Below are 24776 nucleotides of genomic sequence, written 5' to 3'. Positions count from 1 at the left end.
TACGCCCCTACAATATTAACGCGAAAACTTATCCTGCGAAACTTGCAAACCATCCTAAGTTTGCGCCTACTTGTGCCACAATATTTAACACACCGAATAAGATCACAAAGCCAATCATAAAATTACCGCCATACACTTTATAAGTCGCATTTGGGAATTTTTGGCGACTGGCTTTAGCAAGCAGTGCAGGCACGATTGCAGCCCAAATTGTTGCAGCTAATCCAGCATAACCAATGGCAATCACGAAACCATAAGGGAATTGTAAACTTAACAATAGTGGAGGTAAGAATGTTACCAATGTGGTTTTTGTTCTGCCTAATACGCTATCATCAAATTTAAATAAATCGGCAATATAATCAAATAAACCTAAAGTCACCCCTAAGAATGAGGTTGCAATAGCCATATAAGCAAAGAAATTCAATACAACCGCAATGTATTCCACTTCAATATATTTGTGTAATGCTTCTAATAATGCTGATACATCGCCGCCTTTTTCAATCACGGGGGCAAATTCTGTACGTGGTAAATTACCTTGCACCGCAAGCTGCCATAAGATGTAAATCACTAAGGCTAAGCCTGTACCAATAAAGATCGATTTCATTACACGACTACCATCGCGATCGTAATATTTGACGAGACTCGGTACATTTCCATGGAAACCAAAAGACACTAAGCAAACAGGAAGTGCGGTCAATAAATAAGGTAAATAAGTTTGATCACCTTCTGCAATAGTATTGAATAACACTTCTGTTTTTACAGAGCTCAATAAACCTGCGGTAGAAAGGAAGAAAGCGACTACCATCCCAACAATCAATACAGTTGTGAAACGATCCACAGCTTTAGTGGAAAGCCACACGAAAGCCGCAAGAATAAAACAGAAAATTAAGGATCCAGAAGTACGTCCAATATCGACCGCACTTTCAGCAGAACCAAAACTTGGTTAAGCAAGTTTTGTGTAATACCACCGCCTGAAGTGATGTAGGCATAAGTCAAAATATACAACACAAAAGCAACTGAAAGACCATTGATAATATTCCAGCCTTTACCTAACAAATCTTTTACGATGGTGTCAAAGCTTGAGCCGGTAGGATAATGTAAGTTGGCTTCTAAGATCATCAAACCTGATGTGGTCATACAAAACCAAGTGTAAACTAAAGCCAGAATAGAGCCGATAAACCATACACCGGCCGTTGAGGTTGGGTTAGCAAGCATACCTGCACCAATCGCAGTACCCGCAATAATCATGGCGCCGCCTAATAAAGAAGGAGATTTTTTTATTGTCATAATTAAGTCCTAAAATAAAATTTGCACTATTATAGTAGTACAAATTTAAAAGGCAATCTTTTTGTATCGACAAAACGCAATAAATTTATATAATCAGCCATCTCAATAAAAGGATAATTTATGAAAAAACAACTCAAAAGTTTTGCTTTTGCTGTATTAGCAGGGGCGGTTATCACGTCTTGTGCGGATTCTGCTTCAATTAATCAAGAGGCAGCAAGCAGCTATACACAAGAAATGGGGAAAATTCGCTCACAAGGTGCGATTGATACTACATCAAATACTGCAAGACGTATTCATCATGTCTTTAACAAAATGGTGCCTTATGCAAACCAAGAGAATGAAACAGGCTTGGAGTTTAATTGGCAAATCAATGTCATTAAATCTAAAGAGCTCAATGCTTGGGCAATGCCAGGCGGGAAAATGGCTTTCTACACAGGATTAGTGGATACTTTACAGCTAAACGATAACGAAATCGCGGTTGTCATGGGTCATGAAATGGCACACGCCTTAAAAGAACACGGTAAAGCCAAAGCCAACTTCGGCACCATGAGTGCGATTGCTGGCGCTATTGGTGGAACAGCTCTATCTGTTGTCGTTGGAGCCGACGTGACTGATTTAGTCACACTGACTAAAGACTTTGCTTTAGATAAGCCTTACTCTCGTAGCGCTGAAACTGAAGCCGATGAAGTGGGTCTCATGTTAATGGCTCGCTCAGGCTACAATCCACAAGTCGCACCTGGTTTATGGCAAAAAATGGCTAAAGCCTCTGGTGGTTCTAAAGGCGCACTTGATGTGTTAGCTTCTACTCACCCGAGTGATGAATCTCGTCAAGAAAACTTACAACGCTTATTACCAGAAGCGATGGAACTTTATAAAGCGGCAAAAAATAAAAATGGCTAAATAAAACAATCAAAAAATTGACCGCACTTTACAAATAAAAAGCGAACATCATGTTCGCTTTTTTTATACTGAAAAGAAAACCGCACTTGAAGAATCAACGTGCGGTTTATTTTATGCCATGTTTAATTAATGTTGTTCGTTAATGTGGCCTTCAATTGGTTTCACATTTTCATCGAACTCCGGCAATGGTTTGTGTTCGCTCGCAATGTAAGAATAAATCACAGGCAATACGAATAAGGTAAACAATGTACCAATTGCCAATCCTGCCACGATAACGATACCGATACTGAAACGAGATACCGCACCGGCACCTGTAGCATAAAGCAACGGTACAAGACCTGCAATCATCGCAGCGGTAGTCATCAAAATTGGACGCAAACGTACTTTAGCCGCTTCGGTAATCGCTTCAACACGCGTTTTACCATGATTTAACTGCTCTTCTTTCGCTACTTCACACATTAAAATACCGTGTTTTGTGATAAGACCAACTAGGGTAATCAAACCAACCTGTGAGTAGATATTTAGCGTTGTCCCTGCAATACCAATAAATCCGAAAGCATTTAAGGCTAACAATGCACCACTCACGGCTAACGGTACGGAAATCATAATCACGATTGGATCGCGAATTGATTCAAACTGAATCGCCAAGACTAAGAAAATAATCACTACCGCAAGTAAGAATGTTACAGCAAGTGCATTACCTTCTTGTACTAACTGACGCGCTTCACCTTTAAAGTCATAGTTATAACCTTGTGGTAACGTATTTTTCGCATTGTCTTGTAACCATTGGACTGCATCACCAATTGAAGTACCCGGCATTGGTACTGCACTGATTACCGCTGAGTTTAACTGGCTAAAACGAGGTAATGAGCTTGGTTGTGGCTCTAATGTGGCAGTCACTAAGCTGCTTAACGGTACAGAGGTACCATCTGCTGCTGTCACATAATACTTATTAAAACTTTCCGGTGATAAACGATTGTCACGTTTTACTTGGGAAATAATTTTATAAGCACGGCCGTCAATATCCACACGCTCAATGGTTGCGGCAGATAAGAAACTCCCTAATGTACGGCTGATTTGTTGCATCGTAATGCCGTAAGTCCCTGCTTTTTCACGATCAATCTTAATGCGCATTTGAGCGGTATCAAATTTAAGATCGAGATTGGTATAAACGAACTTACTGGATTTTTGCATATCCTCTAAGAATTTACCGGCTACATTTGCTAAATCGCCGTAATCTTTTGATGTGCTGATCACAAAACCAATCGGAGGTCCTTGCTCCCCTGTATCAATTTCTGGGAACGAGAAGCCTTGTACAGATACCTCAGGAATTGATTTCGCTTTCGCATTTAATTCATTTAAGATCTCAGTTTGGCTTTTTGACCGCTCTTTCCAGTCTTTTAACGTAATGACGTTTAAAGATTGGTTAGAACTTGGCGCACCTGAAATTGTCATGGCAAACTGCACTTCTGGCGTATTTTTTAAAATCTCTTGATAAGGTGCCATCGCATTTTGCACATAATCCACGTTTACGTTAGACGGTGCTGAACCAATCGCTAAAAATGCCCCTTTATCTTCTGCTGGTGTTAATTCACTGGAAAGCGATTTAAACAACACGGGTAAGGTTGCAAAAATGATTGCCGCAAACATCAACATACATTTACGGTTTACCATCACCAAATCAAGTACATACGCATAAGCTGCATTCACTTTACTAAGGGTATGCTCTACTCGTTGTTCCAATTTACTTGGAGCCTCATTGGATTTTAGCAATTTACTGGTCATCATTGGTGAAAGCGTTAATGCTACGATACCGGAAATAAATACTGCTCCAGCAAGGGTTAAAGCAAACTCTTTAAACAACGTACCCGTAATACCGCCCATTAACGCCATTGGAGAATATACCGCAATCAAGGCAATGGTCATGGAAATAACCGGAACGGCAATTTCACGCGTACCAATAATCGCCGCACGGAATGGCGTTTCACCTAACTTAATGTGGCGGTCTACGTTTTCCAATACCACAATCGCATCATCCACCACCAAACCGATGGCTAGAACCAATGCTAGCAAAGTCATCAAGTTAATGGAGAAATCAAATGATTGAAGCAACATGATTACCCCAATTAATGAAATCGGAATAGTGATAACCGGGATTAACATCGCGCGGAATGAACCAATAAACATGGTAATCACCACCAACACGATTATCGTTGCCTCAACAATCGTTTTGATTACTTCATTAATGGAGTTATTAATCGCAATTGTACGGTCATATAAGATGTCAGATTCAATAGCATCCGGCAGATTATTTTTAATACTGTCATATAGCGGACGCACTTTCGCAGCTACCGTTAATGGGTTTGCTGACGAAGTTGGATTAATCGCTAATACAACGGAATCTGCGCCATTCGCTACCGCACGTGAGCTATCGCTTGATTTATTTAATTCAATATCAGCGATATCGCGTAAACGTACTAACTTATCACCGTTTGATGTCACAATTAAGTTGCTTAATTCTTCAACCGATTTTGTCGTAGTTTCTACTTTGTTTTTATAGGTCACAAAATAGCCATTATCATTACCTGCTGCCGTTTGCACGTTATTCGCCGCTAATGCTGACATCACAGTTGTAGCCGAAAGGTTTTGAGCCGCCATTTTTTCAGGATCTAACCAAATACGCAGTGCATACTCAGATGCACCAAAAACATCAACACTCGCGACCCCTTCAACAGTAAAGAACTGAGGTTTGACTACGCGTTGAATATAGTCAGTCACTTGGCTTGCATCAAGTTTGTTAGAACGGAAACTAATATACATAATTCCCGAACCACCTGTAGAGGAAGAAACCGTTGGATCTTCAATACCACTTGGCAATTCAGAACGAACCGAGTTAACTTTGGCTAACACATCTGCCAAGGCTGCATTCGGATCGGTATTTAATTTCATTTTTACGGTGACAGTTGAAGTGCTTGGACTAGAGCTTGAAGACATATAGTCCACATTGTCTGCTTGTGCTACCGCTTCTTCAATTTTCGAGGTCACAAATGCCTGAATTAAGTTTGCATCTGCACCTGGATATGCGGTGGTCACCGTAATTACCGTTGTGGTCATTTTCGGATATTCGCGCACAGACAATTTCGAGATCGCTTGTAAACCTAAAATAATGATTAACAAGCTAATCGAAACCGCCAAAACAGGGCGACGAATAAATATATCGGTAAATCTCATTCGCTTTTCCTAATTAAAGATTCGTTTTATTTGCAGGTTGTTCTGTACCCACGCCCGCTTTATCTGCAACAGAAACTAATGCACCATTACTTAAGTTTTGCTGACCACCGGTCACAATTTTATCGCCAACTTTGACTTCATCGCCTTTTAATTGTGCATAAATACCTTGACGATCTTTCGTAAATACAGTGATTGATTTTGCACGGTACATATTTGCTGCTTTTTCTGCGCCGCCTAATTTCTCAATATCTTCATCGGAAAGTGCGGTCAAAATATAAAGCGATTCGCCATACATTTTGTAGCTCACTGCCACTTGTGGCACAACGATTTGATTATGCTCAGTTGGTAAAGCGACATTTAAGCGAGTAAACATACCGGATAATAATTTTGCACCATCTTCTGGTTCAAATGTTGCTTGAACATCGACTAAACCCGTTGAAGAATTAATTGCCGGCTCAATTGCAGTAACTTTTGCGGCAAAAGTTTCACCTTTACGTGCATCTGCCGTAGCCGTTACTTTTTGACCAATATGCAATTTATCTAATAGGTTTTGAGCAATCGCAAAATCCACTTTCATAGAAGAACGATCTTCCACTCGCACAATTTCAGTACCGTTTGAAACATATTGACCAACATTCACTTTCACGATACCGGCTTTACCATCAAATGGCGCGACGATTTGGCGACGCTCAATGGTTGCTTTTAATGACTCAATATTTGCCGCTTGTGCTTCATAAGCTGATTTTGCGTTATCTAATTCTTGACGAGAAACGGCACCGCTGCCAGCAAGGTTTGCATAACGTTGATAAGTTTGACGTAATGACACCACTTGAGCTTGAGCCGCTTGTAAGCTTGCACGCTCAACGGAACTATCTAACTCAACTAACAAATCACCCTTTTTCACGCTTTGGCCATTTTGCACGAGCACTTTAGACACGGTTCCAGCGCTTTGTGCACTTAACATCGCCCCTTGATTTGGACGAACAAGACCTGTTGTTTCAATGATCGGCGTCCATTCTGAAGCCTTAACTGTCATTGCGGTAACAGGAGAAGCTGTTTCAGGTTTATTTGCTAAGAAATCAGCAATACCTTTTGCTTTCATATGATTAAGAAAAATCATTGCAGCAAAAATTAACACAAATACGCCTAACGCTAATTTCAAAAAGAAAACGTGTGAGCGCTTTGGTCTATTAGTTTGAGTTATACTCATTTGGAAAACTCCATTAAGACAATAAAATGACTATTTCTGAATTGCACGCCAAGAGCGTTCAATGACAGATTCTAACACAACATCGGTAACCGCTATACCGAGAAATTTGTTATCTGAGGCTAAAACTATTGCAGTATCTAGACTCAGCAAAAATAAAATTCGAGGTTCTAAATTAGCTAACACATTTGCTGCTTGTCCATTGAGACAAAACTGATCCCAGCACGAATGCTCCATTTCTTTGCAGGTTTCAATAAACTCCAGCAAAGATTTATACTGGTTCATATTTGACAAAACCGTTGGATTTTCTTGAAGAAAATGCCAAATATTCCACCACATTTTTCTGTATTGTTCGAAAAAAGGTTGATTTTCATCAAAACCTTCTTCAATCGCCATAACAAACTTATTGAACACTCGACGAGCAAATTGTGCTAATAACTCGTCTTTACTCTTAAAATAAAGATAAATCGTACCCGCTGCGATGCCAGCTTCCTTGGCTAACTTATGCATAGAAAGATAATGTAATCCTTCTTTTGCCATAAGACGATCTGTTGCATCAAAGATCTGCTCGCTGACATCAAGCTTCGTTTTAGAGGCTTTTACTTGTCGCATAATAAAAAATTAAATTCTTAGGGTTATATATGAGAAAGGTCATTTAAGATGAATACTTAAAATGAATGAACGTTCATTTTATTGATTTTTCGTTTTTTGGCAAGTGAAAATATAAAAAAAGTGCGGTTATTTTTAACCGCACTTTTAAACTCTGAATTACATTCCAATCACAACGCAACTCGCTACTGATTTTGCTTTATCTTGTGCTGCTGTTGCTGCATCTCGACTACCAAATGGTCCTACACGTACGCGGTTCCATTCTTCACTTGTCGCAATTTGTGCATTTACGCCAGCCATCGCTAGACGACCTTGTAAGCTTTCTGCTTGTGCACGATTTTTAAATGCACCACATTGTAAGCCAAATCTTTTGCCGCCAGCCTGTACTTGTTGTTCAGCGGGTTTCGGTTCTGCTTTTTTCAGTTGCTCAGTTTTAGCTGGTTCCGTTTTAGCTGGTTCCGCCTTCACTACTTCTACTTTTTTCGGAGGTTCAGGCTTTTTAACTGGCTCTGTTTTTTTAACTGGCTCAGGCTTTTTCACTTCCGTTTTTGCTGTTTGCTGTGGCTGTGTTGGCTGAGCTTGCACTGTCTGTGCTGGTTGAGCTTGCTGTGCTTGAGCCGCGGCTTTTTCCGCATTCGCCGCTTCTTGCTCTTTACGTTGAGCTTCTAATTTTTTCGCTTCTTCTGCCGCTTTTTGTTCTTTTTCCATTTGAATCAGCACTTGACGCTGTTCTTCCGTCAAACGCATATTTTTTTCAACTGAAGAAGGATTATTATCCACCGGCACCGTACGAGTTTCTAATTCTTTAATATAGTGCCACACCTCTTCTGGGCGATTTGGTAACACACTTTTCGGTTGTGGTTTTTCCGGCTGAACATTTGTCGTCACTACAGGTGCTGGTGTTTTGCTTTTTAAAAAGTAAAGCCCTAATCCAAAACCTAATACCGCCACCAACGCAAGAACAATTAAGGTATTGCGATTAAAACTTTTCTTTGTTTTCTTTTTATTATTTTTTGAGCCGCTTCGACCCGCAAAATCTCGATGAGCCACGATAAAATCCTAAAATATTCGATAAATTAAACTTAGAGTATAAAAAAACGCTTAATTCTACTGGAAAACAGTGCATTTTTCTAGGGAATTTTTGCTAACTCAAATCCAATGGATCCACGTCTAAAATCAACCGCACTTGAGAAGACTTTATCAGCTCTGGAGAATATCGACTTAATGCCGTCTGTAATTGTTTTCGAGAAGCGTGTTGTAACAACAATTGCCAACGATACTGTCCCGCTTTTTTGCTGAACGGTGCAGGAATTGGCCCCAACACTTGCAAGCCTTCAATTTTTTGCTCATAGAAGAAAGACGCCAATTGCGACAATGCATTTTCCGCCTCTTCAGAATGACGACATTGTGCTTTAAACAACGCTTGGAAACTAAACGGAGGCAAGCCCATATTATGGCGTAACTTCAGCGTTTCTTCTGCAAAGGCTTGATAACCTTTTTCAAGTAATGTGGTTAATAACGGGTGATCCGGATAATGCGTCTGCAAAACCACTTCCCCCTGTTTTTCTGCTCTGCCTGAGCGCCCCGCCACTTGAACATAAAGCTGTGCTAAACGCTCTTCGGCTCTGAAATCAAGGGAAAACAAGGCATTATCAACATTCACTAAAGCAACCAAAGTGACATTCGGGAAATGGTGTCCTTTGGCTAACATTTGGGTACCAATTAAAATCTGGCTTTTACCTTGCTGAATATCCTCTAAATAACCTTCAAGCTTGCCTTTTCGTGCCGTGCTATCACGATCGATACGTGCAATATTGTATTGTGGGAAACGTGCTTTTAAGGTTTCTTCTAACTGTTCTGTGCCTAAACCCGTTGTGACTAAATGCGTTGAACCACAATGACCACATTGCATCGGCACTGTTTTTTGCGCACCACAATGATGGCAGCGTAAAACACGCTGATGTTGATGGTAGGTATAAGGTTTTTCGCAATGATGGCACTCATCAATCCAACCACATTCATGGCATAACAACACGGGGGCGAATCCACGTCGATTAAGGAATAACAATACTTGGTTGCCTTTTTCTAAGTGTTCTTGCATACGTTGCAATAGCGGTTCCGATAAGCCGTTTTGAATTCGTTGATGTTTTAAATCAATCACAAATTGACGAAGTGCGGTCGCATTTCCTGCTCTTTTTGATAAGACCAAATGATGATATTTACCATTTTGTACGTTATTCACACTTTCCAAACTAGGGGTCGCAGAACCTAATAAGATAGGGATATTGAGCTTTTGCGCTAAAACAATACCTAAATCTCTTGCATGATAACGCCAACCATCTTGCTGTTTAAACGAGCCGTCATGCTCTTCATCTAAAATGATTAAGCCGAGATCTGAAAACTGGGTGAAGAGCGCTGATCTCGTGCCGATCACGATTGCACTCTGTCCTGTTCTTGCACGCTCCCAAACATTTAAGCGTTGCGTATCGTTCAAGTTAGAATGCAATACATCAATTTCCACATTAAAACGTGCTTGGAAACGTCTCACAGTTTGAGGGGTAAGCCCAATTTCAGGAACAAGCACTAAAACCTGTTTACCTTTCTTTAAAACCTCTTCAATGTATTGCAGATAGATTTCAGTCTTACCTGAACCAGTCACGCCCTCTAACAACCACACATTAAAGCCTTCTTGGAAAATCAACTGGCTAAATGCAAGGGCTTGTTGCTTGTTTAAGGTCAATCGGTTATCAAGATTAACTAAAGGATTATTCCCTAAAGTCTGTTGCCAACTTTTTTGTTCTGTTGGCACAATAATCTCTTCTACATAATCTTTGCCTTTAAGCGCTGACCAAATTGCGGAACTGATTTCATTGTTACCTTTTTCTAAATCTTGCGTTAGCAATAAATTTAAGGCTTCAATTTGTTTTTTGGCGCGTTTTAATTCACCCGATTCTAACGCTTGTTTTCCAAGGTCCGTAATACGCCAAAAAGTGCGGTCATTTTTAACCGCACTTTCTCCATTGCGGAGTTTGACTGGCAACGCTTGAAACAACACATCGCCTAATGCTGCACGATAATAATTAGCGGACCAAGCCAACCAATCCCACGTTGTGGAATTAAAAAGTGATTCAGCATCAAGTACATCAATAATCGGTTTTAACTTCTCTTTTGCGACATCCGAAGAAGCCGGCAAATCCACCACGATCCCGACTCGTTTTTGCGAACCAAAAGGCACCAACACTCGTCCACCAACGATTGGTGTCAAGTCGGGCGCATAGAGATAATCAAAAAATCGGGGAAGCGGTACGGCTAATGCAACTCGGACAATATTCATAATAAAAAACAATTAAAAATTTTCGCCATTATACGGGAATTAGGTGGAAAAATCCCACAACCTTGCCTTTTAGTGTATAATCGCCGCCAATTTTAATTGAGCGAATAAAAACCATGACAGAAGCGCAAAAAACCTTTGCTGATCAAAAACGTAAAACCGTTGAAACGGCTGAATTTACAGAAGATGGTCGTTATAAACGTAAAGTTCGTAGCTTTGTGTTGCGGACTGGTCGCTTAAGTGATTTTCAAAAAAATATGATGAACGATCACTGGGCTGATCTTGGATTAGATTATCAAAACGCCCCTTTTGATTTTGCGGCGATTTACGGTAATTCGAATCCTGTTATATTAGAAATTGGCTTCGGGATGGGGAAATCGTTAGTGGATATGGCTGAAGCGAATCCTGATAAAAATTATCTCGGTATTGAAGTACACACGCCTGGTGTGGGAGCCTGTATTGCTTATGCGGTAGAAAAAGGCGTGAAAAACCTTCGCGTAATTTGCCATGATGCCACTGAAATTTTACGTGATTGTGTAAAAGACGGCGAATTAGGCGGTTTGCAGCTTTTCTTCCCTGATCCGTGGCATAAAGCGAAACATCATAAACGCCGCATTGTTCAACCGCACTTTGTGGAGCAAGTCGTCCAAAAATTACAACCAAATGGCTTTATTCATATGGCAACAGATTGGGAAAACTATGCGGAACAAATGCTCGAAGTGCTTTCAGCGAATGAAAACTTAATCAATACTGCCGAACAAGATTATATTCCACGTCCTGATTTCCGCCCTCTTACAAAATTTGAGGCACGCGGCCATCGCTTAGGTCACGGCGTATGGGATTTATACTTTAAGAAAAAATGATCATCAATGATGACTATACCCATTACCTTAACATAGGAGAACATTGAAAATGAAAACTCGTAATCAACGTCAACGTAAAAAACTTCACTTAGCTGAATTCCAAGAATTAGGCTTTTTAGTGAATTGGCAATTTGCTGAAGGAACCAGCATCGAAACTATCGATGAAACCGTTGATCGTTTTATTGCTGAAGTGATTCAACCAAACGGCTTAGCTTATGAAGGTAGCGGCTATTTACATTGGGAAGGCTTAGTGTGCTTAGAGAAAATCGGCAAATGTGATGAAAGCCATCGCCAATTAGTGCAAAAATGGTTAGAAGAGAATAAATTGCAACAAATCGAAATCAGCGAATTATTCGATATTTGGTGGGATTACCCAACCAAAAACGCATAATGTTTTAAATATTTTTAAGGGCGGGCTTTCCGCCCTTTTTAATAATCATTTTCACTTATTTCTTAACAATTTATTTACATTAATAACATATTTTAAAAATATCCTTGATCTAACTCAATAAAAGTGTATATTTTTTAAAAATTACTCCTTTTAGGTAGTTACTATTTTATCATTAGAACTAGATAATGCACCCCCTGAAAATACCGAATTTTAAAGAAAAATATGGCGATTGAGAACCCTTCTCGCAGACAGTTATTACGTGGGCAGTTTTTGCAATCGTTACATTCTGAAAGCGCTAAAATTCAAGGTATTAATGCTATACGTCCACCTTGGTCGGTAAACGAAGCAGACTTTACAGATAAATGTACTCGATGCGGTGATTGCATACTGGTATGCGAAACCCAAATTATCGTAAAAGGCGATGGCGGCTTTCCTGAAATACAATTTGACAAAGGCGAATGCACTTTCTGCCAAAAATGTGTTTTAGTCTGCGAACAACCGATTTTTCGTTCATTAGAAGAAGAGCCTTGGGCACATAAAGTTGAGATTACAACGCAGTGCCTAACCGAAAATCGAGTGGAATGTCGAAGTTGCCAAGATAGCTGTCCGATGAATGCCATCCGTTTTCGATTACAGCTTGGTGGTGTGGCAAAACCTATTTTAGATTTAGAAAGTTGTAATGGTTGTGGTGCTTGTTTAAGCGTTTGCCCAACAAAAGCAATAAAAATTCTTAATTTTGAAACAAATACAGATGAGTCAATTTAGCGAAAATGAAAACTGGTATGTATGCAGTATTGTTGTGCAAGCCAGACCTGAAAAACTCAGCCAAGTCAAAGAAGCTATTTTAGCTATTTCAGGTGCTGAAATTCATGGTGAAAAATCTGAAGAAGGCAAATTGGTGGTTACCCTTGAAAGTAACCGTCAATTAGCTTTAGCGGATCTTATGGATGAAATTAAAGATATCCCAGGAGTAATTGTCGTGTCTTTAATTTCTAATTACTTAGATGAAAAATAAATAATTTAGGTATACATGCCATTTTGTATATTCTAAAAAATTCAACAACGAGTGGGGAAAACTATGGAACTTAATCGTAGAGATTTTATGAAAGCCAATGCTGCGCTTGCAGCAGCTGCGGCTGCCGGTATGACCATCCCTGTTAAACAGGTTGATGCGGCAGAAGATATGGGCATCAAATGGGATAAAGCGCCATGTCGTTTCTGTGGTACAGGATGTAGCGTATTGGTAGGAACCAAAGATGGTCGAGTTGTCGCAACTCAAGGTGACCCAGATGCAGAGGTAAACCGCGGTTTAAACTGTATCAAAGGTTACTTCCTTTCTAAAATCATGTACGGTGCAGACCGTGTACAAACTCCGTTATTACGTATGAAAGATGGTAAATTCCATAAAGAAGGTGACTTTACACCAGTTTCTTGGGATCAAGCTTTCACTATCATGGCGGAAAAAATTAAAGACATCTTGAAGAAAAAAGAACCGAATGCTGTCGGTATGTTCTCTTCAGGTCAAACAACCATCTACGAAGGTTACGCAAAAGTAAAACTTTGGAAAGCTGGTTTCCGTTCTAATACTATCGACCCGAATGCTCGTCACTGTATGGCGACTGCAGCAGTTGCATTTATGCGTACATTTGGTATGGATGAACCTATGGGCTGCTATAACGACATCGAAAAAACTGATGCGTTTGTGCTTTGGGGTTCAAACATGGCGGAAATGCACCCAATTTTGTGGTCTCGTATTTCTGACCGTCGTCTTTCTTCTGATAATGTGAAAGTTGTGGTTATGTCAACATTCGAACACCGTTCGTTTGAATTAGCTGATGTGCCTATCGTATTTAATCCACATTCAGATCTTGCAATTCTTAACTACATTGCAAACTACATTATCCAAAATGATAAAGTAAACTGGGATTTCGTTAACAAACACACCAAATTCAAACGTGGTGAAACCGATATCGGTTACGGTTTACGTCCAGAACATCCACTTGAAGTTGCAGCGAAAAATCGTAAAACTGCAGGTAAAATGCATGACTCTGACTTCGAAGAATTCAAGAAAATCGTTGCACCTTATACATTAGATGAAGCACACCGTATTTCTGGTGTACCAAAAGATCAACTTGAAACTTTAGCGAAGATGTACGCAGATCCAGAACAGAACTTAGTGTCTTACTGGACAATGGGCTCTAACCAACATACTCGTGGTGTATGGGTTAACCACATGACCTATAACGTACACTTATTAACCGGTAAAATTTCTAAACCAGGTTGTGGTCCGTTCTCATTAACTGGTCAACCTTCAGCTTGTGGTACAGCGCGTGAAGTAGGTACTTTCGTTCACCGTTTACCAGCGGACATGGTTGTAACTAATCCGAAACACGTTGAAATCACCGAGAAAAAATGGAAATTACCAAAAGGTACAATTCCAACTGTACCTGGCTATGCAGCGGTACAACAAAGCCGTGCCTTAAAAGACGGTAAACTGAATTTCTTATGGCAAATGAGCACCAACAACATGCAAGGCGGTCCAAATATCAACGACGAAATTTTCCCTGGTTGGCGTAATCCTGAAAACTTTATCGTTGTTTCAGACCCTTACCCATCAGTTTCTGCAGTTGCAGCTGACTTAATTCTTCCAACTTGTATGTGGGTAGAAAAAGAAGGGGGCTACGGTAATGCTGAGCGTCGTACTCAATTATGGCGTCAACAAGTAAAAGGCCCAGGTGAGTCTCGTTCTGACTTATGGCAAATTGTTGAATTCGCCAAATACTTCAAAACTGATGAAGTATGGGGTGAAGAATTATTAGCTCAAATGCCTGAATATCGTGGCAAAACTTTATATGAAGTGCTTTACGAAAATGGTGAAGTAAACAAATTTAAAGTACCAACAGATGTTCCTGGCTATATTAACGATGAAGCTGATTACTTCGGTTACTACTTGCAAAAAGGTTTATTCGAAGAATACGCTGACTTCGGTCGTGGTCATGGTCATGACTTAGCGCCATTCGATACTTATCACCAAGTACGTGGTTTGCGTTGGCCAGTTGTTGACGGTAAAGAAACCTTATGGCGTTACCGTGAAGGCTTTGACCCGTATGTCAAACCAGGTGAAGATATCGCATTCTATGGCTATCCAGATAAAAAAGCGATTATTCTAGGTGTACCTTATGAGGCTCCAGCTGAATCACCAGATGAAGAATATCCATTATGGTTATGTACTGGTCGTGTACTTGAACACTGGCATACCGGTACCATGACACGTCGCGTACCTGAATTACACCGTGCATTCCCGAACAACTTAGTTTGGATGCACCCAGCAGATGCGAAAAAATATGGCTTACGTCATGGGGATAAAGTGAAATTAATTACACGCCGTGGTGAAATGATTTCTTACTTAGATACCCGTGGTCGTAACAAATGTCCTCAGGGTTTAATTTACACCACCTTCTTTGATGCAGGTCAGCTTGCGAACAAATTAACATTGGATGCAACCGACCCAATCTCTGGCGAAACCGACTTCAAAAAATGTGCGGTTAAAGTGGTGAAAGCATAGGTTTTCCCTTTCGTTTCTAGTCTCTCTCTCTTTAAACTAAAGAGAGGAATTTAAAAATAAGAGCGGTCAAATTTTGCAACGTTTTTACAAAACAAGACCGCTTATAAAAGGAAACGCAGATGAAACTTGATCCTAACCGTCGTCAGTTTCTAAAAAACGTGACAAGAACGGCAGCTGGAGTATGTGGAGTTGGAGTGATTCTTGGCTTACAGCAACAACAAGCTAAAGCCAAAGAAGGGGTTGCCTTACGCCCACCTGGTGCTTTACCGGAGAAGGATTTCTTGGCAGCTTGTACCCGCTGCGGACAGTGTGTCCAAGCATGTCCATACGATATGTTGTATTTAGCTTCGCTCATTTCCCCAATGGAAGCTGGCACACCTTATTTTATCGCCCGGGATAAACCTTGCGAAATGTGTCCTGATATTCCTTGTATGAATGCTTGTCCAAGTGGTGCATTAAGTGAAGAACTCAAAGATATCAATGATGCAAGAATGGGATTAGCCGTATTGCTAGACCATGAAACTTGTCTTAACTGGCAGGGGTTGCGTTGTGATGTGTGTTACCGCGTTTGTCCATTAGTAGATAAAGCGATTACACTTGAACGTATTCATAATGATCGCACGGGTATTCATGCGAAGCTTATTCCAACTGTTCACTCTGATGCTTGCACCGGATGCGGTAAATGCGAACAAGCTTGTGTATTAGAAGAAGCGGCAATTAAAGTCTTACCGATGGATATCGCCAAAGGACTACTTGGTCGCCACTATCGCTTAGGCTGGAAAGAAAAACAAAATGCCGGAAAATCCTTAATTGAGGAGCAACATCCGGATGGCTTACGTCCAGCAATGGATGCTCGTATGCCGGAAGGCTTACATGAGCCGGTTTATCAGCCGATGCAGGTTCAACCGAACCAAAAGGTGGCAACACCGAATCGTGCAACAATGGATTATGTGCCGAATCCAACGACAGTTCCAGAAGCTGAGCAATTCCCTAATCTGGACTTGAACATTAAGGGGGTAAAATAATGGCTGAAAAATATACCCCAAATAAGCCAAAAGATGCCGGCTTAGAGGCACGCCAAAAACTCGGTTGGTGGCATGCTTATCGCTTTTTAATTCTACGTCGAATCAGTCAATTAAGTATTATTTTAATGTTCTTAAGTGGCCCTATTTGTCAAGTTTGGATTTTAAAAGGCAATTACAGCTCAAGCATGCTTTTGGATACTGTGCCATTGACAGATCCATTGATTACTGCTGAAAGTTTAGCGACAGGTTATTTACCAGAAATTACAACGATTATTGGCGCCTTGGTTATTATCATATTCTACGCCATAGTTGCAAGCAAAGCCTTTTGTAGTTGGGTTTGCCCAATGAATATTGTGACTGATGCAGCAGCTTGGTTACGTAGAAAATTAGGTATTCGACAATCATTAAAAATTTCACGTCAACTTCGTTATGTGATTTTAACCGTGATTTTAATAGGTAGTGCAATAACGGGTACGCTCTTATGGGAGTGGGTAAACCCTGTTGCAGCGCTTGGACGTATCTTTGTCTTTGGAACAGGTGCAACCCTTTGGTTGGTCGCAGTCATCTTTTTATTTGACTTACTTGTTGCTGAGCATGGCTGGTGTGGTCACCTTTGCCCAATTGGTGCGATATATGGTGTCATTGGCGCTAAAAGCCTGATAAAAATTAACGTAATCGATCGCGATCGCTGTGACCGTTGTATGGACTGTTATAATGTTTGCCCTGAACCGCAAGTATTAAGACTTCCTTTGCACGGTGGACCAGAAGATAGCCAAATTATACTGGCAAAAGATTGCATTACTTGTGGACGTTGTATTGACGTCTGCGCAGAAAATGTATTTGCATTTGGATCTCGCTTTGAGAAACAAATAAAAATTAAAAATATTTAATTATTTAATGGAGTGGATTTCATGAAAAAATCATTTATTTTCATGCTAGCTTTATGTAGCGGATTGGCATTTGCTGATGCGCCACAAGTTGCAAATAGCATCGACAAAGCAACAGAAAGTATTGCACCTGCATTTACTAACCCTTATAAAGATGTAGGCAATATTCCAGTAACTTTCCCAAATCAGCCCCCACTAGTCCCGCATAGTGTACGTGGCTTACAAGTAACAAAAAATGCAAACCAATGTTTAGGCTGCCACTCTCCGGATGTTGCTCCAACAACGGGGGCACCTCGCGTACCTGAAAGTCATTTTTTAACACGAGATGGCCAAAAAACAGAAGGTACCTCACCTCGTCGTTATTTCTGTTTACAATGCCACGTTCAGCAAACTAACGTAAATCCAATTATTCAAAATAAATTCGAAACCATTCGTCAAATGCAAGGTAAATAAGGAGCTAAACCATGATTAAATCAAGCATTCAGAAAGTTTGCCGTTGGTTACGCTCTCCAAGCAAAATGGCAATTGGTGGGGTTATTTTATTAACTATCATTGGTACTATCGTTGGAACTAACCTGTTTAATGCAGGAATGGCAACAACCAATACAGAGCAATTCTGCTCAGACTGTCATACTAATGACGTTGTACCTGAATACCAAGCGTCAATCCACTTTAGTAACCGTTCAGGTGTGAAAGCAATTTGTTCAGACTGTCACGTTCCGCATGAATTTGTACCTAAAATGATCCGAAAAATGCAGGCATCGACAGAAGTTTATGCTCACTTTACAGGTAAAGTCGATACTAAAGAAAAATTCGAAAAACATCGTTTAGAAATGGCAGAACGCGAATGGGCGCGTATGAAAGCGAATAACTCACAAGAGTGCCGTAACTGCCATAACTTCAATGATATGGACTTTACTCAACAAAAAACTGTGGCACAACAAATGCACGCCCTTGCACAGGAACAAAACAAAACCTGTATCGATTGTCACAAAGGTATTGCGCATAACCTTCCACACATGGAAAAAGTACAACAAAGCTTTATTCCTGCGGATATGTTAAAAGCAAATGAAAAACCTGCAGATAACAAAGATGCTAAATAATCTTATAGCGAAATAATAAATCGGCACTCAAAATGAGTGCCGATTTTATTTTTATTTTTTAAGGAAGCCTTTATCAGATAATACCCTTAACGGTTGCATATCGCTATTTCCCATAATAACTAAACTCGGGTCTGAGCGTAAACAGCTACCACCATAATGCCCCCCTACAGTGAAAGTACAGACCTGAACATATTGGTTTTCCACTTTTGGTAAACACCAAAGCTGTTGATAAATACTTTCCTGCTTATCAAAATGGCCATCTGTGCTATCAAGTACAGATTTGCACTCACCAATTAGTTTCACATTATCACCTCGGCGACCTGCAATTGGCTTTTGTGCGTAACCATTTTTAATCAGCTCAGGCGTCAATTCAAATCCTGCTTCTAGTAGATAACGATGGTTTGGGAATAGTGACCACAACACTGGTAAGATCGCTTTATTACTCGGAATAGCCGTCCACAGTGGCTCATAAACTAGAACTTCTGGACGAAGTAACACATCAATCAACCGCACTTTGTCTTCTGGATATCCCGTACGAATTGGTGGAGCGACTTCCATACCTGTCGCATCTTCACGAAGTTGCTCTAACATGGTTTCCCAAGCCCATGTTTTCCATACCGTTTTTATCTGGTTGTCTTCATCATCAATTAAACGACCACGACTATCCCAATGTAATCCCTCTGTGCCATGAATAATTTTGGCTTGAAATCCCGCTTGAACCAGTGCGTTACGCATAAACAATGAGTGGTAATCTTCTTCATCATCATGATCTTGCATAATATGAACAAGCGACGTAGCTTCACTGTGTTTCCAGCAATCTGCTAGCGCATTACGTAAACCATCAGCAGGATTTTCACCCATATTCAATCCGCCTTGGATTGCCCATCGATTCATAAACTCACCGGCTTCCGCATGACAAGAGGCTGAATCTGCGTTGTATTCATACACTTTCAATCCTCGATTATCCATGCAGAAATCTAAACGCCCCGTAATGGTTTGATAACGACGATTTTGCCAAGACAACCGTAAGCGAGGCCATAATAATTTTGGAATATTGAAATATTCTAATAGCTTATCGTCTTTTAAAACTTTATCTGTGGCATGCAAATACATTAAATGTAATTCATTGGTTGCACGAATCAACTCATGTTGTGCTGTTTCAGATATCGTAAAATAGCGATATTGATCCGAATGGCTGACTTTATGCCCTCCCATAGCCTTCACATAGGCAGCTTCAAATTCATTTTGCTCATTCAGCCATTTATGCTCAAACTGACCGTTGTTTTCAATATGTTCTGCATGAATTTCAAGTGTCTCTTTTTCTGGCGTTGGCTGCGGCAAACTGTATTCGGTGTCTTCCGTTTGGATCATCCAACCTAAAATTTCGGTGTCATCAAAGGTATCATGCAAAAAATAGCCTGTTTCAGAAACTGTCATCGGTAATTCACGCGTCCATTGCTGCCCGCTAGGTAAGCGAGAGTGAATCACGTTTTGCTCAGCAATACGGATTTTATCTTCTAATACCTCGGTAATGATCGCCACATGCCCTGTATGTTTAAATTCACCGCCCTCCTGCCAAATTAGCAATGCACCTGCTTCAGGCTTACGTTTGCAACCATTTGCAAAGGCTTGTAAAGGTAATAAGGCATCATTCACCACTTGACGTAAAAATCGTAAAGAAAAGATCTCGTAAGCCATTCCTACATCAGTAAACACCATGCCATGGTTGAGATAGAGATAGCGACGTGCAAACTCCACACACTGCCATTTATATCCCATATACTCTCGCCCTAAATAACTGCGAAAGGCAGCATCATCCGGATACTCTTTCTCATCGGCTGTATGATAATCGGATGAATAAATCGCAATGCCGCCCGGTGCATAGCCTAATAAGCTCCCGAAAGGATCGTGTGTACTGATGTTTGCTGAACGTTCAGGCATAAAAACTCCCTGTTAAATAACAACTAGAAATAGTATAGATCTTTTGTCTGATTCCCCCCAAAGGCTTTTAAAAGAAATATCGAAATTTTAATCTCACACAATTTTGAAAAAGAAAAAGGGCTGACAGATGTCAGCCCCAAAACAAACCTAAAAATAACCGCACTTAAGGTTATTTCACATACCAATGTGCTAATAAAATCCCTGTATTTACTGCAATATTTAATCCTGCTTTTAGTGGATTACTTAAAGAAAGACGCACATTTACATCTTGTTTCTCACGAATATCGTCCGTACTACCTTCACTCAATACCAACGCGACTTTCTCTGCAAATTTGAGTTGTTCCAACGCCACACCTTGTTTATTGGTTGATACATGAATAATCTGATAGCCAGCCTTACGTAAAGCCTCTAAAGCAATTTCAGTGCTTTCTGTTTCTAAAATACGAATATGCTCCATTCCGCCTTCAGCTACACGCATCGCAGCCGGTGCATAAAGCTGTTCAACTTGATTTGTTACCACATTTTTAATGCCATAGAAGGCACAAGTACGCACAACGCTACCTAGGTTTTGCGCATTATTGACTTGATCAAGCACGACTAAACAGTCTTCTTGATGCGGTACATCTAAATAACCTTGCAAAGAAAAAGTACGTTGTTTTTTCACTAACATACAAATTCCGCCATGATGCTCCGTGCCGCTTACTAAGCTTAGCTCATCACTATCCACCACGTGATACACTTTTTTATTTGCGGCTAAATAACTGAAAATCTCGCCAATTCGATGCGCCATTTGCACCGTTGCCCATACGCGAACGATGCTCTCTGGACGTTCTGCAAACAATTCTAAGCATGCATTTTCACCATACACTTTCATTTCTTCAGCGCGATTCTTTTTAATTTTCTCTGGTGCTCGTGGTGATAATGCACCCGTTTTCTTTTCTTTCGCTTTATAACTCACGCCAGTACTTTTTACTGTTACTTTTACCGAGCCACTTTCACCATTGGCTTTATTTAATGAAAGTTCAGCAATTTTCGGTTCTCTCACTTCTTGCTGTTGGAAACCTCGAGAAGGTTTACGATCATCCCGTTTTTTATCAAAGTGCGGTCGATTTCCCTCACGTTTTTCATTATTACGACGTTCATCAAAGCGACGTTCTTTATCATTAAATGTTCGTTTTGGGCTACGCTCTTGAAAAGATTTGGTGGAATTTGTTTGGAATGATGGTTTGCGTGAATTGCTCATAATTTGCTTCTCGAAGGAAAAATTGGATAATAATTCGCCAAAAAATGCGAAAATTTGTGAGCATTATAACGAAAAAAAACCTTTTTTCTATCAATCCTCAAAGGAAATATTGTAAACTAGAGCATTAATTTTTAGTGTAGAGATCGATTATGTTAATCAATAAAGCTAAACGAGCAGAACAAAATTTAAAAAATTTGCCTTTTCTTCCTTTACAGGCTGAACAGGTTGAGTTTCTGTTTAGTCCGCTTGAATTCAAAGCACAAATTATAGAATTAATTCGCCAAGCTAAAAAACGTATTTACGTGACCGCGCTTTATTGGCAAAAAGATGAAGCGGGACAAGAAATTCTCAATGAAATTTATCGCGTAAAACAAGATCATCCAGAATTGGATGTGAAAATTTTAGTAGATTGGCATCGTGGACAACGCAATTTACTCGGTGCAGAAAAATCAGCTACTAACGCTGATTGGTATTGTGAACAACGCCAAACCTATCAACTTCCTGATGAACCCAATATGTTCTTCGGTGTACCTATTAATACCCGTGAAGTCTTCGGCGTGTTGCATATTAAAGGCTTTATCTTTGACGATACCGTGCTTTATAGCGGCGCAAGCATCAATAACGTGTATTTACAACAACAAGATAAATACCGTTACGACCGCTATCAAAAAATCCATAATGCTGCACTGGCAGACTCTATGGTTAATTTCATCAATGATTATTTATTGGATTTCAGCGCAGTACATCCATTAGATGTGGCTAATCGTCCTCGCACCAAAGAAATTCGTAGTGCAATAAAAGCTTATCGTAAAAACTTATCTGCCCATGCGGAATATCAGTTGGAAAGTGCGGTTGGTTTTTCCGATGTTTTAACCATTTCACCACTTTTTGGTTTAGGTGCATCGGGCAATGAATTAAACCAAGTTATCGAAGATTTATTCTTACAAGTGCAGGAAAAATTGGTGATTTGCACCCCTTATTTCAACTTCCCTCGCACACTAAGAAGTAAACTTGCCCGCTTATTAGAGCAAGGAAAGCGTGTCGAAATTATCGTGGGTGATAAAGTCGCGAACGATTTCTATATTCCACCAGAGCAGCCATTTAAAATGGCAGGTGCATTGCCTTATTTATATGAAAGCAATCTTCGTCGTTTCTGCGAGAAATTTGATGCTTACATTAAAAATGGCCATTTAACGGTGCGTTTATGGAAAGATGGCGATAACACTTATCACCTCAAAGGTGTTTGGGTGGACAACCAGTATATTCTTTTAACGGGGAACAACTTAAACCCGCGCGCATGGCGTTTAGATGCGGAAAATGGATTATTAATCCACGATCCAAAACAAGAACTTCTGCCACAAGTGGAAAAAGAATTGTCGCATATCCGCCAACATACCAAAGTATTGCAAGATTATTCTGAATTAGAAGAATTAACGCAATATCCTGAACCGGTGCAAAAACTCTTGAAGAAGTTTGCGCGGATTCAAGCAGATAAATTAGTCAAAATGATTTTATAAACATAAAAATAAGCCGGCAAATGTCGGCTTATTGCTTTGATCTTACGCAAAAATATCAACTAACATTGCGCAAGTGAAATAAGTTGTTATAATCGCCCAACTTTTTAATCTTATCGGAGAAATCAATGAACCCAATTTCTTATTGGCAACGCCTAAAAGTTGCATTTCAATATGTGATGCCACAAATCTATATGACACAAGCAGCAGGTTGGTTAGCTAAACAAAAATGGGGCGCAGTGACACATTTTGTGATTAAAGCGTTTGCAAAAAAATACAACATTGATATGAGCATTGCTGAAAAAGAAAAATTCAGTGATTACGCCAGTTTTAATGAATTCTTTATCCGTCCATTAAAAGAAAATGCACGACCAATTAACCAAAATCCAACCGCACTTTGTTGCCCTGCGGATGGCCGTGTAAGTGAATGTGGACACATTGATGATGACCGCCTATTACAAGCGAAAGGTCACTTCTTCAGCTTAAATGATTTATTAGCGGAAGATAAAGATTTAACCGAGACCTTTAAAAATGGGGAATTCATCACCACTTATTTATCACCACGTGATTATCACCGTGTGCATATGCCATGTGATGGTACTCTTCGCAAAATGATTTACGTACCGGGTGATTTATTCTCCGTCAATCCGTTTTTAGCGAAACATGTGCCGAACCTCTTTGCGCGTAATGAGCGTGTAATTTGTGTCTTTGATACTGAATTCGGCACCATGGTACAAATCTTAGTGGGCGCAACAATCACTGCGAGTATCGGCACTGTTTGGGCTGGCGTTATTAACCCACCACGTCATAACGAAGTGAAAGAGTGGACTTATGAAGGTGAAAGTGCGGTTAAATTAAGCAAGGGTCAAGAAATGGGTTGGTTCCAACTTGGTTCTACCGTGATTAATTTATTCCAAGCCGGCCAAGTGAAAATTGCCGATCATTTAAGTGTTGATGAACCTGTTCGCATGGGTGAAATCTTGGCATTGAAAAAATAGTTTTACAACAAAGGAAAAAACATGACAGCTCAAATTTTTGAACAAGTAAAATTAGAAAGTATTTCTGAAAAAGGCAGCTACGGTATCGGTTTACAAATCGGTCAACAATTAGCAGATAGCCAAATGGATATTTCTGTTGAAGCGGTAGCAAAAGGCATTTTCGATGCGTTAAACCGTAATCAACCTGCATTAGAAATTAATGATTTAATGCATTCTGTTCAAGCACTTCAACAACAAGCAGCTGAAGCACAACAAGCGCAATTTAAAGCGATTGAAGAAGAAGGTAAAAAATTCTTAGAAGAAAACGCGAAAAAAGCGGGCGTAAACGTGACTGACAGCGGTTTACAATACGAAATTTTAAGCGAAGGTAACGGAAACAAACCATCTGCAACTGATAAAGTACGTGTTCACTACACAGGTACATTACCAGATGGTACCGTATTCGATAGTTCTGTTGCTCGTGGTGCACCAGCTGAATTCCCAGTAAATGGCGTAATTCGTGGTTGGGTTGAAGCATTACAAATGATGCCTGTTGGTTCTAAATGGAAACTCACTATTCCACACGAACTGGCTTACGGTGAACGCGGTGCGGGTGCATCTATCCCTCCATTCTCAACCTTAGTGTTTGAAGTCGAATTACTCGATATTCTTTAAAAAGAAAAAGTGCGGTTAAAATTAACCGCA

Annotated in this window: 20 protein-coding genes and 1 pseudogene; 13 read left to right on the top strand and 8 right to left on the bottom strand. The window is 40.1% G+C overall.

Features of this window, described 5'->3' with window-relative positions; all coding sequences use genetic code 11:
• Nucleotides 1-28: 28 nt before the first annotated feature.
• A pseudogene (gene mtr / locus HMPREF3263_RS09665) lies at nucleotides 29-1284 on the bottom strand (tryptophan permease).
• Between the two features lie 120 nt (nucleotides 1285-1404).
• On the opposite strand from mtr, the gene HMPREF3263_RS09660 reads away from it, so the two are divergent.
• Entirely contained in the window at nucleotides 1405-2184 is a 780-nt protein-coding gene (locus tag HMPREF3263_RS09660) for a M48 family metallopeptidase (RefSeq protein ID WP_049384031.1), read from the top strand.
• A 126-nt stretch (nucleotides 2185-2310) separates the two neighbouring features.
• On the opposite strand, the gene HMPREF3263_RS09655 is transcribed toward HMPREF3263_RS09660, so the two are convergent.
• The 5 genes from HMPREF3263_RS09655 to priA form a co-directional block, all read right to left on the bottom strand.
• Entirely contained in the window at nucleotides 2311-5415 is a 3105-nt protein-coding gene (locus tag HMPREF3263_RS09655; protein WP_070853253.1) for a multidrug efflux RND transporter permease subunit AcrB, read from the bottom strand.
• Between the two features lie 13 nt (nucleotides 5416-5428).
• Nucleotides 5429-6625, bottom strand: a complete 1197-nt coding sequence (locus HMPREF3263_RS09650; protein ID WP_070853252.1) for a multidrug efflux RND transporter periplasmic adaptor subunit AcrA — start codon at nucleotides 6623-6625, stop codon at nucleotides 5429-5431.
• 30 nt (nucleotides 6626-6655) lie between these two features.
• Entirely contained in the window at nucleotides 6656-7234 is a 579-nt protein-coding gene (locus HMPREF3263_RS09645; RefSeq protein ID WP_070853251.1) for a TetR/AcrR family transcriptional regulator, read from the bottom strand.
• A 156-nt stretch (nucleotides 7235-7390) separates the two neighbouring features.
• Complete coding sequence (gene ftsN / locus HMPREF3263_RS09640) at nucleotides 7391-8281, bottom strand: cell division protein FtsN (RefSeq protein ID WP_070853250.1); 891 nt, start codon at nucleotides 8279-8281, stop codon at nucleotides 7391-7393.
• A 94-nt stretch (nucleotides 8282-8375) separates the two neighbouring features.
• Nucleotides 8376-10565 carry a primosomal protein N' gene (priA, locus tag HMPREF3263_RS09635; protein ID WP_070853249.1) on the bottom strand — a complete coding sequence of 730 codons (2190 nt, stop codon included), beginning with the start codon at nucleotides 10563-10565 and terminating at the stop codon, nucleotides 8376-8378.
• 113 nt (nucleotides 10566-10678) lie between these two features.
• On the opposite strand from priA, the gene trmB reads away from it, so the two are divergent.
• From trmB to HMPREF3263_RS09590, 9 genes are all read left to right on the top strand, one after another.
• Nucleotides 10679-11425: a tRNA (guanosine(46)-N7)-methyltransferase TrmB gene (gene trmB, locus HMPREF3263_RS09630; RefSeq protein WP_070853248.1), complete on the top strand. Its 747-nt coding sequence runs from the start codon at nucleotides 10679-10681 to the stop codon at nucleotides 11423-11425.
• Between the two features lie 49 nt (nucleotides 11426-11474).
• On the top strand, nucleotides 11475-11816 hold the full coding sequence (locus HMPREF3263_RS09625; RefSeq protein WP_005696799.1) for a YggL family protein: 342 nt from the start codon (nucleotides 11475-11477) through the stop codon (nucleotides 11814-11816).
• Nucleotides 11817-12038: 222 nt separating this feature from the next.
• The gene (napF, locus tag HMPREF3263_RS09620; RefSeq protein ID WP_005699834.1) at nucleotides 12039-12581 is read left to right on the top strand and encodes a ferredoxin-type protein NapF; all 543 of its coding nucleotides are present in this window, start codon (nucleotides 12039-12041) and stop codon (nucleotides 12579-12581) included.
• Nucleotides 12568-12831 (top strand): chaperone NapD, encoded by a 264-nt coding sequence (locus HMPREF3263_RS09615; protein WP_005699783.1) that lies wholly within the window; start codon nucleotides 12568-12570, stop codon nucleotides 12829-12831. The genes napF and HMPREF3263_RS09615 overlap by 14 nt, the downstream gene beginning before the upstream one ends.
• A 63-nt stretch (nucleotides 12832-12894) precedes the next feature.
• The gene (napA, locus tag HMPREF3263_RS09610; RefSeq protein ID WP_070853247.1) at nucleotides 12895-15381 is read left to right on the top strand and encodes a nitrate reductase catalytic subunit NapA; all 2487 of its coding nucleotides are present in this window, start codon (nucleotides 12895-12897) and stop codon (nucleotides 15379-15381) included.
• A 119-nt stretch (nucleotides 15382-15500) separates the two neighbouring features.
• Nucleotides 15501-16406, top strand: a complete 906-nt coding sequence (gene napG / locus HMPREF3263_RS09605) for a ferredoxin-type protein NapG (RefSeq protein ID WP_070853246.1) — start codon at nucleotides 15501-15503, stop codon at nucleotides 16404-16406.
• Entirely contained in the window at nucleotides 16406-17296 is an 891-nt protein-coding gene (gene napH / locus HMPREF3263_RS09600; RefSeq protein WP_070853245.1) for a quinol dehydrogenase ferredoxin subunit NapH, read from the top strand. The genes napG and napH overlap by 1 nt, the downstream gene beginning before the upstream one ends.
• A gap of 21 nt (nucleotides 17297-17317) precedes the next feature.
• Nucleotides 17318-17746: a nitrate reductase cytochrome c-type subunit gene (locus tag HMPREF3263_RS09595; RefSeq protein ID WP_005696807.1), complete on the top strand. Its 429-nt coding sequence runs from the start codon at nucleotides 17318-17320 to the stop codon at nucleotides 17744-17746.
• A gap of 11 nt (nucleotides 17747-17757) precedes the next feature.
• Complete coding sequence (locus HMPREF3263_RS09590) at nucleotides 17758-18396, top strand: NapC/NirT family cytochrome c (protein ID WP_005698705.1); 639 nt, start codon at nucleotides 17758-17760, stop codon at nucleotides 18394-18396.
• 51 nt (nucleotides 18397-18447) lie between these two features.
• Here the strand turns inward: HMPREF3263_RS09590 and gss are convergent, their stop codons facing one another.
• The gene (gene gss, locus HMPREF3263_RS09585) at nucleotides 18448-20337 is read right to left on the bottom strand and encodes a bifunctional glutathionylspermidine amidase/synthase (protein WP_070853244.1); all 1890 of its coding nucleotides are present in this window, start codon (nucleotides 20335-20337) and stop codon (nucleotides 18448-18450) included.
• A 169-nt stretch (nucleotides 20338-20506) separates the two neighbouring features.
• Nucleotides 20507-21580 (bottom strand): tRNA/rRNA methyltransferase, encoded by a 1074-nt coding sequence (locus tag HMPREF3263_RS09580; protein WP_005698721.1) that lies wholly within the window; start codon nucleotides 21578-21580, stop codon nucleotides 20507-20509.
• A 149-nt stretch (nucleotides 21581-21729) separates the two neighbouring features.
• Here HMPREF3263_RS09580 and pssA point away from each other — a divergent pair, with 149 nt between their 5' ends.
• The 3 genes from pssA to HMPREF3263_RS09565 all read left to right on the top strand — a co-directional run bounded on the left by pssA (nucleotide 21730) and on the right by HMPREF3263_RS09565 (nucleotide 24746).
• Nucleotides 21730-23097: a CDP-diacylglycerol--serine O-phosphatidyltransferase gene (pssA, locus tag HMPREF3263_RS09575; protein ID WP_070853243.1), complete on the top strand. Its 1368-nt coding sequence runs from the start codon at nucleotides 21730-21732 to the stop codon at nucleotides 23095-23097.
• Nucleotides 23098-23222: 125 nt separating this feature from the next.
• Nucleotides 23223-24092, top strand: a complete 870-nt coding sequence (gene asd / locus HMPREF3263_RS09570) for an archaetidylserine decarboxylase (protein WP_070853242.1) — start codon at nucleotides 23223-23225, stop codon at nucleotides 24090-24092.
• A 21-nt stretch (nucleotides 24093-24113) separates the two neighbouring features.
• The gene (locus tag HMPREF3263_RS09565; protein ID WP_049383195.1) at nucleotides 24114-24746 is read left to right on the top strand and encodes a BamJ family beta-barrel-assembly machinery protein; all 633 of its coding nucleotides are present in this window, start codon (nucleotides 24114-24116) and stop codon (nucleotides 24744-24746) included.
• Nucleotides 24747-24776 lie beyond the last annotated feature (30 nt).

This window comes from Haemophilus sp. HMSC61B11, assembly GCF_001838615.1.
Lineage (GTDB): Bacteria > Pseudomonadota > Gammaproteobacteria > Enterobacterales > Pasteurellaceae > Haemophilus_D > Haemophilus_D parainfluenzae_AD.
The sequence above is the reverse complement of the archived record's forward strand: the minus strand, read 5'-3'. Positions and strand labels throughout refer to the sequence as shown.